At 35.6% G+C, this 13,136-nt stretch carries 15 protein-coding genes; 4 read left to right on the plus strand and 11 right to left on the minus strand.

The genetic code is table 11. The features are described from left to right. The first annotated feature begins 855 nt into the window (after window positions 1-855). Entirely contained in the window at window positions 856-1,824 is a 969-nt protein-coding gene (locus tag HYG79_RS08035) for an IS110 family RNA-guided transposase (RefSeq protein ID WP_179241586.1), read from the plus strand. 808 nt (window positions 1,825-2,632) lie between these two features. On the opposite strand, the gene HYG79_RS08040 is transcribed toward HYG79_RS08035, so the two are convergent. Continuing rightward, window positions 2,633-3,448, minus strand: coding sequence for a hypothetical protein (locus HYG79_RS08040; protein WP_179241587.1), 816 nt, complete (start codon window positions 3,446-3,448; stop codon window positions 2,633-2,635). A 190-nt stretch (window positions 3,449-3,638) separates the two neighbouring features. Between HYG79_RS08040 and HYG79_RS08045 the strand changes: the two genes are divergently transcribed. Continuing rightward, a complete protein-coding gene (locus HYG79_RS08045) occupies window positions 3,639-4,694 on the plus strand; it encodes an IS110 family RNA-guided transposase (RefSeq protein WP_179241588.1) in 1,056 nt (351 codons plus the stop codon). 283 nt (window positions 4,695-4,977) lie between these two features. Here HYG79_RS08045 and HYG79_RS08050 read toward each other — a convergent pair whose 3' ends face one another. The 3 genes from HYG79_RS08050 to HYG79_RS08060 form a co-directional block, all read right to left on the minus strand. Beyond that, window positions 4,978-5,745, minus strand: coding sequence for a hypothetical protein (locus HYG79_RS08050; RefSeq protein WP_179241589.1), 768 nt, complete (start codon window positions 5,743-5,745; stop codon window positions 4,978-4,980). 227 nt (window positions 5,746-5,972) lie between these two features. Then, entirely contained in the window at window positions 5,973-7,295 is a 1,323-nt protein-coding gene (locus HYG79_RS08055; protein ID WP_179241590.1) for a hypothetical protein, read from the minus strand. After that, window positions 7,295-7,834 carry a hypothetical protein gene (locus HYG79_RS08060; RefSeq protein ID WP_179241591.1) on the minus strand — a complete coding sequence of 180 codons (540 nt, stop codon included), beginning with the start codon at window positions 7,832-7,834 and terminating at the stop codon, window positions 7,295-7,297. Before HYG79_RS08060 ends, HYG79_RS08055 begins: the two co-directional genes overlap by 1 nt. A 188-nt stretch (window positions 7,835-8,022) precedes the next feature. Between HYG79_RS08060 and HYG79_RS08065 the strand changes: the two genes are divergently transcribed. After that, entirely contained in the window at window positions 8,023-8,208 is a 186-nt protein-coding gene (locus HYG79_RS08065; RefSeq protein ID WP_179241592.1) for a hypothetical protein, read from the plus strand. A 108-nt stretch (window positions 8,209-8,316) separates the two neighbouring features. Here HYG79_RS08065 and HYG79_RS08070 read toward each other — a convergent pair whose 3' ends face one another. Both HYG79_RS08070 and HYG79_RS08075 read right to left on the minus strand, forming a co-directional pair. Further along, entirely contained in the window at window positions 8,317-9,003 is a 687-nt protein-coding gene (locus tag HYG79_RS08070) for a hypothetical protein (RefSeq protein ID WP_179241593.1), read from the minus strand. A 154-nt stretch (window positions 9,004-9,157) separates the two neighbouring features. After that, window positions 9,158-9,853: a hypothetical protein gene (locus HYG79_RS08075; protein WP_179241594.1), complete on the minus strand. Its 696-nt coding sequence runs from the start codon at window positions 9,851-9,853 to the stop codon at window positions 9,158-9,160. 150 nt (window positions 9,854-10,003) lie between these two features. Between HYG79_RS08075 and HYG79_RS08080 the strand changes: the two genes are divergently transcribed. Next, window positions 10,004-10,210, plus strand: a complete 207-nt coding sequence (locus tag HYG79_RS08080) for a hypothetical protein (protein ID WP_179241595.1) — start codon at window positions 10,004-10,006, stop codon at window positions 10,208-10,210. 212 nt (window positions 10,211-10,422) lie between these two features. Here the strand turns inward: HYG79_RS08080 and HYG79_RS08085 are convergent, their stop codons facing one another. From HYG79_RS08085 to HYG79_RS08105, 5 genes are all read right to left on the minus strand, one after another. Beyond that, a complete protein-coding gene (locus tag HYG79_RS08085; RefSeq protein WP_179241596.1) occupies window positions 10,423-10,755 on the minus strand; it encodes a helix-turn-helix domain-containing protein in 333 nt (110 codons plus the stop codon). A 4-nt stretch (window positions 10,756-10,759) separates the two neighbouring features. Next, window positions 10,760-11,092: a type II toxin-antitoxin system RelE/ParE family toxin gene (locus HYG79_RS08090; RefSeq protein ID WP_179241597.1), complete on the minus strand. Its 333-nt coding sequence runs from the start codon at window positions 11,090-11,092 to the stop codon at window positions 10,760-10,762. 284 nt (window positions 11,093-11,376) lie between these two features. Then, the gene (locus HYG79_RS08095) at window positions 11,377-11,778 is read right to left on the minus strand and encodes a hypothetical protein (protein WP_179241598.1); all 402 of its coding nucleotides are present in this window, start codon (window positions 11,776-11,778) and stop codon (window positions 11,377-11,379) included. Between the two features lie 2 nt (window positions 11,779-11,780). Continuing rightward, on the minus strand, window positions 11,781-12,146 hold the full coding sequence (locus HYG79_RS08100; protein WP_179241599.1) for a hypothetical protein: 366 nt from the start codon (window positions 12,144-12,146) through the stop codon (window positions 11,781-11,783). A gap of 233 nt (window positions 12,147-12,379) precedes the next feature. Beyond that, window positions 12,380-13,027 (minus strand): hypothetical protein, encoded by a 648-nt coding sequence (locus HYG79_RS08105; protein ID WP_179241600.1) that lies wholly within the window; start codon window positions 13,025-13,027, stop codon window positions 12,380-12,382. Between the last annotated feature and the right edge of the window lie 109 nt (window positions 13,028-13,136).

Genomic DNA, 13,136 nt, shown 5'->3' on the forward strand with positions numbered 1-13,136 from the left:
AACGTGTTACGTGTATGAATAGTTGCGTGTTTGTGCGCGGCGATTTTCCGTAGGAAAATCGGACGCTAACAAACGGAGCAACGTCCAAAGTGCAAGCCACTGGCAGCAATTATTTATACGCGGTGTTATGCACAGGTTTTTTTGTATTTTTTTTATCCGCACGGGTCAAATTCCGGTGCTTTTTTAAAGCTCTCAATTTATCAAATTTTTCCTTAAAATCTCAAAAAAATTCCGATTTTAATTGTCCTTTTTTACGCACAGTTCGGTCACAGGTTTACTCCGTGGCTTAAATTCGGCCGTGGACTTTTGGAAGGCTGGACCTTTCGTTTCCAAAACTGCATTTGGCAGGTCCTTGATTCAGCGCAATTTTCCGCAATGTTTTTCAGTTCCGTTCCAGTGGATTTTTATGCGGGAAATCACGAGCGGTGTTCCGCTATCCATATTGTCATTTTTAGTGCGTTGGAAATAGGACTTACATTTCGTAAAGCACGGGTTTTTAAAAGATGCCCCAACTTGTGCATAACGGTTGGGTGTATGAATAGTTGCGTGTTTGTGCGCGGCGATTTTCCGAAGGAAAATCGGACGCTAGCAAACAGAACAACGTCCCAAGTGCAAGCCACTGGCAGCAATTATTTATACACGTCTTAAGTTAGATTCTCTTTAAATTGATGTAATAACCAGAAAGAACAAAAGAGAGAATTAAGGTTAGTATACACGGTGAAGCTTCAGACTTCGACAACATTGATAATCCTCTCTCTTTTACTACTTAAATCACGTTCAGTTCTGTGAGACCTTAGATCTCGTTTTCAAGTTGTTGTGAGCAGAAGTAGCCGGTTCTTTCATAAAATATTTGTTATGAATAAATATAAAGAAACTTTTGGAGTCGACATTGGTAAAGATGTCTTTGATGTACATGGCAGTAACAAAGGTCACAACCGGTATAAGAACGATGAAACGGGATTCAAGAAATACCTTAAAGAATTACCCCCTGGTTCATTGGTGGTTATGGAAGCTACAGGTTATTATCATTACAGACTGGCACAGTTTCTTTACAAAAATCAGGTACTGGTATCAGTTGTAAATCCTTTATCAATAAAGCGATTTATTCAAATGAGATTAGCAAAAGTAAAAACGGACAAAAGTGATGCAAAGGCTATTTGTGAATATGCTTTAATCAATGAAGTCCCTATTTACGATGCTTTGACAGATATCCAAAGTGAGTGTTTACAGTTGTTTCGGTTATTGGACACATATTTAAAACAGCGTACCGCAACTAAGAACAAGATACATGGAGAAGTTGTTTTGGGTGTTCCGTCAAAGTTTGTTTATCGTTCATTGATCCGTAACAGGAAACAGCTGGATAAAGAAATATCGGCTATCGAATTAAAGATTCTGTCATTGGTAAAAAAGGATCAACAAGAGCAATTGACCCTGTTAACTTCCATACCTGGAATAGGTCAAAAGACAGCCTTGTTCTTAATAGTTGTGACCGACGGTTTTTCCAAGTTTGAGACTGCGGCACAGCTTTGTAGTTACGTTGGCATAACTCCAACGATAAGAGAGTCAGGGAGCAGCGTTAGAGGTCGTTCACGAATAAGTAAGGTAGGTAATGGAAAACTGCGCAACCTATTATTTCTATGCTCTTTCAATGCCTGTAAGCACAACAAGGCATGTACGGCGGTTTATGATCGGATAGTAAATAAAGGGAAAAGCAAGAAGCTTGCTTTGATAGCAGTAGCCAACAAACTGCTTAAACAGTGTTTTGCCATTGCAAAATCTGGCAGGCCATATGACGAAACTTACGTTTCGATATTGCCAAGATAAATCAGGAAAAAAATAGAATAAAAAAGCTCAAAGAACCAAGTTATTGAATCTATGAGCCTAGAATGATAATGTCTCAGATTAAGGAGTAATTTGTTTGTTTTTTATCTCAGTTCTTTGTTATGCACAGGTTTTTTTATTTTTTTCATCCGCACGGGTCAAATTCCGGTGCTTTTTTAAAGCTCTCAATTTATCGAATTTTTCCTTAAAATCTCAAAAAAATTCCGATTTTAATTGAGTTTTTTCCGTTAAGGTCAACCGTTTTTCAATTCAGCACGAACGCTGGGTGTTCCAGGATTCACTTTTCAGGAAACAAGCTGGGAAAATCCTTTTTCCGCACAGTTCGGTCGTAGTTTCAGCTCGGTGCTCTCCGTGGCTGAAATTCTGTCGCGAACTTTTTGGGGGCTAAGTCTTTCGGTTTAAAAACTGCGTTTGTTAGGTCTTTTATTCAGCTCAATTTTCCGCAATGTTTTTCAGTTCCGTCCCGTTCAGATAGGTTCATTTTCGGATTGTCCCGAGTAATGTTCCGCTATCCATATTTTCATTTTTAGTCCGTTGTAAATAGGACTTGCATTTCGGAAAGCACGGGTTTTCAAAAGATGCCCAACTTGTGCATAACGGTTCGGCTATGAACAGTACGGGAGCAAATTAGCGTTTACTTTCCGTTTGGTACTTAGCCAAACCTTTTTGTTTTGCTTTTTCTTTTTTTATTTAATGCCAAATCCAAAAGATTTGGCGGTGCTCATTGATACTCCGGGTTTATAACTTAAGCAGCTAAACCCGTATTGTTTATAGGTTGTGTTGTACACCGTTATTTTTCAGGCGCTAAGAAATCCGAAACATCCAGTTTTTCAGAGTCCATTGACTTTTTATCCAAAATTCGGTCAAATGGGATTTGTCCATTTTCAGTCAATTCATCCGTTACTTTCTTAGCATATGAGTGAGCAAAGTTTTCTTTTTCTCGTGATGGAATTTTGTCATAGTCGGCCCAGAAATCATAATCGGTATTTTTTCTTGAAGGTCTCTCTATTTTTTTCAAATATTCAACGTAGTGACCAACTTCATGAATAAAAGTCCGATAAAGCATTGTATTCCTTAATCCTCTAATTGTTGGGTTAATTATAAAATCTCTTTTGCTTTCTGTCATTTCATGTCCGTCTTGAAGCAGTCTCTCAAATTCTTTTCTGTCTTCATTTTTTAGAGATTTTGACCATTTTATTGTTCTATTAAAATCAAAAGATTCTAACATAATTGCAGCACCTTCGTGTTTGTCAATTTCTACAAAATAATTAAGTCGTCCCCACACCGGTTTTAGAGTTTCCTCTCGTCTTTTGGGTTGTCGAAAGACAATTAAATGTAGATTTTCTAAATCATATGGATTAAGTAATTCAATAATTTTCGCAACGTCATCTACTGTACAAGGGTGAACACTATCCTTTCTTGTTTTCTCAACAAGAAAAGTATATTCCTTTGAATTTATGATTCGCTTTACAACAGTGTATTCTTCAAGTTTTTCCCAGAAAATCCGTAAGTCATTCCAGCTATCAGAAATGACATTCCGATTATTTTGACCATAACCCTGTTTGGAAGTTCCTATATTTCTGTTTCTCTTCGTTGGATTGAACATTTCTTATAATGGTTTACAACGGTCTCGTATAACCGTCAGTTACGGGTTAATATGCATTAATTTTCGGTTTAGCACAAGCTTTAGCAATTCCGAGTGGATTCGGACGTAGTCGAATCCGCCGTAATTGCGGTTAGCATCTATGAAAAAGCAGCCTGTCGAGTATCTTTAAGATCCGTTAAAATCAAAAGATATGGAAACACAACAAACTGCAAGACCTAAGTTATTCATTGGTATCGACATACACAAACGTAGCTGGAAGGTCCACTGTGCTACCGACCTTAGTTCCGGCAGGACTTTTTCAATGTCGCCCGAGCCTGAACTGCTTCTAAACTATGTTGAGAAGTATTATCCCGATTACGATGTTACAACAGCTTATGAAGCTGGCTGTTGCGGTTACCATGCCCATCGTTGCTTCGAGGGTTATGGTTGGCGTTCTTTGGTGGTGAACCCTGCGGATATTTTCAGGAGAGGTAAGGAACGCCATACCAAGACCGATAGGATAGATGCACAGCTCATAGCCAGGGAGCTTAAAGATGGTCGTTTGGAGAGCATACAAGTGCCCGACCCCAAGCGGGAACAATTGCGAAGTCTCTTTAGAAGGCGTAACGATCTGGTCAAGGATATGCGCCAGGTCAAGAGTTATATCAAGATGCAGTTGTTGTATTACGGGATAACGGTACCGGAGGAGTTCGACAATGACCATTGGAGCCATAGGTTCCGTACTTGGTTGGACACGTTGGTCTTCGATTACGAACCGTGCAATATTGTACTTGCGAGCCGTATGCGCAGTTTCAGGTTTATCGACAAGGAGTTCAGGGATGTATCGACGAGCCTTCGCAAGTACACCAAGCAATATTATAAGAAGGACTTTGAGTTATTGAAGAGTATTCCCGGGATAGGGGGCATAGTCGCCAGTGGTATTTTAAGTGAGCTGGGCGACCTGCGCCGTTTCAAGAACATCAAGCACTTGGCAGGTTATGTGGGCATGGCCCCTGGGGTTTACCAGAGTGGCGACACTTTCCGCAATACGGGTATCACCATGCGTGCTCACCGCTTGATGAGGAGTTACTTTATAGAAGCGTCTTGGCAAGCTATTCGAACCGATCCCGTGATGCAGGGGTATTATAGAAAACACCGGGGCAAGAACGTTAAATCGATTATAGTGAAGGTAGCTAGAAAACTACTGAGCAGAACCCTTGCAGTAATAAAGACGGAGACTCCCTATCAAATAGGGGTCATAGAATAAATATAAATTGATAACAAAGCTCAACAAGAAGTAACATAGTCCAGATCACAGAACAATGTGGGTGAAGATCGGCTTTTAAGATCTATCACATCGGTTAGCAAGTGACCGGACTGATTAACTTATGATCATACAGATGCCGGTGAAGACCAAAAGGTCTATCACATATAGGATGCGGAGCAAGTTATATTAAAAGAAAAAAAGGGTGGTTTAAGATTAAACAACATATTAATTATCTTTGAGACACTGGACTATGGCTTTTCATAGGAGCCATTGTTGGGCACAGTTATTTATATTTTATTTCTCGGATTATTATTCTTTTCAGAATTCCGTTTTCAATTACCTTTTTTTCTGTCCAGTTGTCAAATTCGTCCAGTTTATACTTAAATTTCTGATTTGACAGTAAAGAGTCTCTTTCATTATATTCCTTAAGTCCGACAAAATTCTTTCCATCAAATTCGTATACTGCTTTTCGGTTTTGTCCTTTTCTGCGAAGATTGATTGATAAAATACTGTCAACTTTTTCGTCAGTATTGAAGTAAGTAGTAACAGTTGAATTTCTAATTGTGTCATTGGTTTCTTTGTCAAGAAATATTTGTCTCATTATTGACTTCTCTTTGGTATCGTCATTTCTGTAATAATGAGTTTCTATTTGCTCAAACCTTTCAGTTTCATTATCCATAATTCCGCTTGATTGAAAAAGTAAAGAGTTTTTATATGAATAGTTTACTTTGAGTGGTATACTGTCTGTTGACATTTTCACAATCTCTTGTTTTAATCTGTCGGAATAGTCATAGATATATTCAATTTCCATGTGTCCATTGTCAAATAATGTTTTTCGAGTTTGAATCGCTATTTGGTCATCATCTCTATATTTTTTTACCGCAATTAAAAGGGTATCACGAATTTCGTTTTTTAAAGAATCTTCTTGAATTCGAATCGTGTATTCAGTTATTTCTTCCACACTTTTAGTCAATCCGTTGTCCCAAATCTTCTTTTGTTTACTGCAACCAATTATGGATAAAGAAAAAAATAATACCAGTAGTCTGTTCATTTGGTTTTAATTGTGCCCAACGGTTTAGCTATGAACAGTACGGGAGCAAACTAGCGTTTGCTTTCCGCCACGCACATAGCGAAATCTTTTGGTTTTCTTTTTTTCTTTGTCCCGCTAAAAAGCAAAATCCCAAAGATTTTGCGGACTTCATAAAAATACACAGACCTTTGGTTTAAGCCCGAAGCCCGTATTGTTTATAGGTTTTGTTAGCCGCTGGCTTTTTCTCATTATCTCTTTAACGCCTCTGGATTGCTTATAATTTTCTTTATGAAATCCCATTCTGCCTGTTCTATATCGTCGCGAACATCTTTTTCTGCAATTTGAATGATTTTTAAATATAGTAATTCAGATAATTTGTCTAAACCACGTTGATATTCTGTGTCAATAGTTTTTAAATCAAAATCAGGGAAACTCATATCAAATCCATTCTCGGAGTCAAAATTTATGTTAAGAAGTATCTCTTCATTTAAAATTACCGAAGAATAATTTTTAGGAGTAATTTCTTTAATAAGTTGTTCAAATTCATAGGATTTAAGTTCCTCCGATATTATGGTTTGTTTAGATACTTTTCCTGAGCTAAGTTCTCTTCTATGAACTATTGAACTTTCAAGTCGTCCAATTTCATCTTTGTTAATTTCTACTATTGGTAGTAATTTTTTCTTTTGCTCTGTGGCAATTCTTGGTATGAAGATTTTGTTATAATTGTCAGTATCGTAATAACCTATTTTATAGGCTGAGTTTTTAGCTTTTATTCTTGTAAGCGGTCTGAATATATCATTAATTTCTTTGTCACTAAATTCTTTCTTTAATATCTGAATGCTCTCAGTATCAAGTGGATTTATAAAAATGTTTGTATGATATTTTTCAACAATGTTTGACTTGAGTTGTTTGATTTTATCATCTTCTCCTTCTCTACTAAGAAAATCATTTGCTAACGAAAATTTGAAACTACCTATTGAAGAACCTGTGAGTAAAGGATTTGCTAGTTTTTCAAATTCTTTTGCGGCCTCTTCTGAATAATCCCAATCTTTTGCGAATCTTGTAAACATACTAGATGCATAAGATTTTAAAGATTTCAAGAAATTATTACTAAAATCCTTAAGCATTTCTAAGCTAACTGAATTGCCAAAAACTGAATGCGATGGCTCTAATATGTAATGAATACTTTTTTGCCTTAATTGTGTTAAATAATTATATTCATTACTTGCACCATAAGGAGACATGTTTTTTAGAGATACAGAAATCTCTAGCGCATCATTTAGTTGAGATTTAATTTCTTTATCTGTTACGTTTAATAGACCAAAAAAAATGAACTCCTGTGCTTTGTCAATCAATCCAGCTTTAAGATTAAGAAATGCTGCGCTTCTAATTAAAACACTTCTTGTCGGTTCTAACTCTGGTTTGTCAAAGTAGAATTTGGCAACTTTGCTCTCTATTTCAGCTGCTTTACAAAACATTTCAAACGCATAGTCAGAATTATTCTCCGAAACAGCTTGTTTAGCTTTAAACGAATAATCCATTGCTTGTTGATGAAGTAGTTTTGCTTTCATTAGTGAAGTTCTCTTATGGTTTTAGGTTCGCTAAACAAAGTAACAATTACTGATGAAGATTTATCTTTTTTTCTCCCTTTATTTATTTGTTCGTGTTTAATCTTTATTCTCCTTTTTAAAGTATTTGTCGCTGATTCCCTTAATATGCCAGATACCTCGACATAGTGATAATCGTCTAAGAAGTTTAAATCATCATCTTTAGGTTCATTTATTTTGAATCTGTAGTCAACCCCATCTCCAATTTCAGATTGTTCAACATACGTAAAACCAGATAGCGTCGACATCACAAAAAAAGCAATAGCTACTCCACCGTGATTTGCCATATCAATATTTTCTTTCATTGCGGCAGAAGGAAAATCCGAATCCCATGACAACATTATTTCTTGGTCACTATTATCATTGGTAATCTTAATTGTAGCCTTTGAATTCGAGTGAAATTTGTCCAAAGCTACAGCCGCCCATTGGTTTCCAACTATTATTTGTTCTTTCGTCGGTCCCTTAAGTTTTTGTACGGTTTCTTTTAAATTATGAGATTTCATTGACGGTAGTAGGATTGTTTGGAAAGTAAAAATAGAATTCTTTTATAGAATATTCCTACAAAATCAATAATATGAGCTTGTTTTTCAGCTTGCGGCTAACGGCCACGCGGGTAAGGCGAGTAGCGTTGTCCGCGCATGTGCGGACGGAGCTATGCCAGCCTTTAGTCGCTATTTGCTTTATCCGCCTGTTGTCGGAAGTGCAACTGCGTGTCTGCCGTATTGTTTCCGGTAAAAATACTAAAAAGCCTTTGGTTCTTTTAAAGCAAATTGCAGCGTACTGCGTGGCCGTTGTCGGGAATAGTGGAAAGGGAGTTCGCTTTGGGCGAACGTATTTGCACGTGCCCGTGGGCATTTCCGACAACGGTCTCGGCTAAGGTTCGTGGCGTTGATCTGTCCGCTGGACAGTCACGCCGAACCTAAAGATAGCTTTTTGCGCAGGATTTCCTGCAAGGAAATCCGCAAGCAATGAATTTTAGCCCTTGTTATAAACAGGTTTTTATTTCCGTCAAATTTTCCATCCACTCGTCCGTTTGCAATTGATTTAGTTTTAATCCGTTTTGGCTAATCGATAATATTTGAAGGATATTATTTGGCTCTGTTTGTCCAATTGTAAATATTAAAAAAGCATTTCCTTTGATTTTTTTAACTGACCAATACCCATTGTCGTTCCAGTTCTTGTTTACAAATTGATTTTTTGGTTGAGGCGTGTTCAAAGTAATATCGCGGAAGAACTTATCTCCGCTAAACTCGCCTTTAATTCCTTGAATAGAATCGAATTGGTGGGTTATTAAGAAGTCCGAAATTTCATTTTTATCTAGGTCAATTTCATGTGCTAAGTCCAGTTTTCGAAAAACATAAATAGTATTTTCCAACCCATTCATTTCGATGGAATCTTGTCCGAACTGTCGAAACTTTATTTTAGCTTTTAAAGCCCTACTTTTTATTTTTGATTTTCTAAAATTAACTTTGATTTTAACTACTGTGTCCGTTTTAATATGACCCATTGTAGAATTGTCGAAATCGATAATTATTCCCTCATCTCCTGTCGTGTGGTATGTTGTTCCTTCTACAATCCGGTTGTTGTACGACATCCAAACTCCATTCAATTCCTGTCCATAAGAATTGGTGAGTCCAGTTAGAATAAATAAAATGATTATTGTTTTTTTCAAACTTGTTTATAACGTTTGTGTATATGGTTTGTTGCGTGTTTCAAGCAACTAATTTAGTAAATAAAAACCGACCAAGAAAGTCCGCGAGGACTTTCGTAAGTAGGCAAGAAACCAGCAATAAATTATATACGGTGTTATGTGCAGGCATTTCTCGTTATTTAAATCTGTCAAATACTGTAAGTCCAGAAAGTTTGCCTGATTCTAATAGATTATTCATTAATTCCATATCATCGTTATCATTATAATCTTTCATAAGTTCTTTTTGAAAATCTAACATATAAATTACAAAATCAAAAAATATTTGGATGTGATTATTCAAAGCAACAATAGTGTTTTTTGAGTCATATTCGGGCAAAACACTATATCCAATCGAGTCAATATTTGGTTTTTCTGCTAATAATGCAAATGGTTCCGTTTTTGATGAATGTGCTATTTCAGAGAACATTCCATACATACTTTTTAGATTATCGCTTACGTTTCCGTTTCCAATATTTGGTGTTTTGCCTTTTAACCTTTGGATACTTTCTTTATTACTTGTCTTTTTGTCAATTTCGGATAATCTCGCAACTAATTCTATTTGTTTTCTTTCTAAAACTGTGACCTCAATTAATTCACTATTAAGAATATGTTCGCTAATAATCAATTGAGTTCTTATAAAAGATACAATCAATGCAAATTTATAATTATCAATTTCTCCCATTCCGCTAACATTTTCAAAACGATTTATTAATGATGCGAAATATTTGTCCATAAATCCTAATATTTCAAAAACTTTAGGATATTCTGTCTCAATTTTTTGTTTTGAAAACTCTCTTTCGTTCAGAACTTCTTTTGTATAATTTTCAATCATTTTTTTGTTCTAAAAACGAACCTTATTTTCTTGTACTGTCGTTTTTTTTGCTTGCACATAACGGCCATGCGGGTAAGGCGAGTAGCGTTGTCCGCGCATGTGCGGACGGAGCTATGCCAGCCTTTAGTCGCTATTTGCTTTATCCGCCTGTTGTCGGAAGTGCAACTGCGTGTCTGCCGTATTGTTTCCGGTAAAAATACTAAAAAGCCTTTGGTTCTTTTAAAGCAAATTGCAGCGTACTGCGTGGCCGTTGTCGGGAATAGTGGAAAGGGAGTTCGCTTTGGGCGAACGTATTTGCACGTGCCCGTGGGCATTTCCGACAACGGTATGGTGTATGGCTCGTTGCGTGCAAATTAGCTATTAATTTTCGGTTATGCACAAGCCAGATTTTTAAATTTTACTATTTATCTTACTTTTTGGAAATCGTCTACCGAAGGACTACTGCCACCTAAATATAAAATAAAAACGCCAGTAAATTTAAAAATTTGGCGACTTTACAAAAATACCTTTACGTTCGATTAAGCAATTGACCAGCAATGAGCTATACACGTTGTTACCTGTAGTGCTTTCTACGCTACTTTAAATTCTGCTTCGTTCATTTCCACGCTAAATTTCACATTGGCTTTCAATGCTCGAAATACTTTTAAAATGGTTTCGATGGTCACGTTTTTTGTATTTCGTTCCAATTTGGAAATCTGAGATTTTTGTACTCCAATTAATTCACCAAGTTGTTCTTGGGTTAAGTTTCGTTCTTTACGTACAGACTTAATCATTTCGCCCAATAGTTCCATTCGCAAGTCAAATTCGTACTTATCTCGCTCTGGTGTTCCTATTTTTCCGATATCCCTATCTTTTAGTTCGTCAAGGGTCATCATTTTCATTTTTTTATTTTTCGTTGCCATAATTTTATTGTTCAAAGTATTTTTTTCTAATTCGTTCCGCTTTGTCAATATCGGCTTTCGGTACCTTACTTACTTTCTTGACAATTCCATGTGTTGAAATCACGAGCGTTTCAGATTTGTCTGTTCTGTCCCAAAATGCGAATAGTCTGTATTGCAATCCGCTATATTTTGTTCTGAATTCCCAAATGTCATCGGTCAGTTTTTTGAACAGCTTAGGGTCAAGTCCTAGTTTGGCTTTGTCAATATTGTAATAGATTTTCTCTTTTGTTTTCAAATCGAGACTATCTAAAAAATCAATCGCTTGTTCAAGAAAAACGACTTCAAATCTTCTGTTCATTCAGTTTCTTTGTTCTGATTTACAACACAAAGATAATTAAAAAGTTGAATTATATGGAAACTTTACGAATTTTGGTTCGCATTACAGGTAACGGTTTGGGTATGGCTCGTAGCGTGTTAAAAGGTACGGACTTTTAGAATTAGCACAAGCAAAAATTTTTACATTTTGTTTTTAATTTTTAAGTACAAAAGCCAAATTTAAAAATTTGGCGGATTTCCAAAAACGCCCGAAACCTTCGATTAAACCACGACCTAGCTATGAGTTATACCCGTTGTTGGCACCAGTTATTTTTTTGGATGTCGATTTTCTTTAATCACTTTTTTACAAAAATCGATTGTTTTAATGACAGCATTACCAATTTCATTAAAATCCGAAGTGTTTTTGATAAATATGTTTGGCGCTTTTTCATAAGACCAATGCGGCGTGGTAACGTAGGTGTTATTTTCCATTTCAATTACTACAACCACATATTCCCAATCCTTATCTTTTATTTTATTGTATTTGTCTGGGGACTCCCAATTTATTCCATTATATTCTATCTCGTAAAGTCCCGAATGAACAACTTTTCCAATTTCATCAGAATTTGAAGATTTTGAAATCTGAGTATATTTTAAGTCGCTCCTTCTGAACACATCGATTTGTTCAGTCGATTTTGAAATATAAATATCTGTTGCTTTAATGTTCAAAGTCAATTATTCCAATTAGCTTTTAAATCTGGATTTATTTCTTTTAATCTGTTTACCAAATCATTTGAATTCTCAAATTCCGTTTTCCAATTTTTATTCAGTTTACTTTTCGGGTATCCTTTTCCAGATTTTAAATCACAAACTGCATAAATTTCGCTTTCTTTTCCCCAAGTCAGATATACAATACTGTCATAAGACTTAGCTTTAAAATTTTCCAAGTCCATAATTTGGTCGTTAGTTCCAATTAAATGATGCTTTTCCAAAATCAGATTTTCATCAGAGTCCAATATTTCATAATATAATGGTGTCACAAAGTCAAATTCGTCTTTTTGGTAGATATTCACAAAAGTATTTTCTATTCCGCTCACTTTCAGTTGTCCGATTTTCCGTTCTTGAAAACAGGATGTAAATAGAATTAAGGTAAGAAGTGAAAACAATTTCGATTTCATTTTTCTAATTGGTGCCAACGGTCTCGGCTATGAGTAGTTGGGTGGATTAGCACTTAACTTTGCAAGTACACACCAAACTGAAAATCTGCGAGGATTTTCAGAAGTAGGCGAGAACAAGCAATTACTTATAGCCATTGTTGTACGCTGGCTTTTTATATTATTATGGTTAATTTCTTTTCGTTTATTTCTAATTCGATAATTTGCAAATTAGCACTCCGCTTAAAAACGAATTTATTATTTCCTTTTTTCAATTCAGTTTTTGCAAATAGAGTTGTACTATGATTTTTTAATAAGTGATTTACTTCAAATTCAATTTCACTTTCTATTTCTGATTCCAATTTGATAATGATTTTTCCTTTCCTCCGTTTTAATCTGATATTTTTAAATTCAGATATTTCGTTCAGAACTGGTTTTTCAGGTTTTTGGAAAATAACAAAACCAAGATTACATTTTTGGGGATAAACACCGTCAGATTCACAAAGAGAAGGTACAATTTGGATTTTATCAGATGGAAATAGTTTTAGAGTTTCTAATTGTTCTTTCGAGAAGTCATTGACAATTGAAAAAGAGCCACCATCAATTACTGTAGTCAGCCAAAAGTCAAGTTCATCTTGTTTTGATTTTTGCTCACAATTTATTCTTTCAAAAATTTTGTCTTTACGCTCGTCAGGATTTAGTTGTTTAATTTCTTTAATCCATTGTTGAGATTCCTCATAATTTTTAAAATCTCCGCAGTTATTTTGTCCAAATGAAACTTGGCTAAATAATATAAATAGAATGAAGATTTTAATGGCTCTCATAGGTTTTCACAGCTTGCGTACAACGTTAGTATAAAGATTATATCGTAAAACTACACTTTTTTATTGCTTAAAAATAGATAAACAGTTGGTTATGATTATATTCGTTAAA

Origin of the sequence: Costertonia aggregata (assembly GCF_013402795.1) — a bacterium.
GTDB lineage: Bacteria > Bacteroidota > Bacteroidia > Flavobacteriales > Flavobacteriaceae > Costertonia > Costertonia aggregata.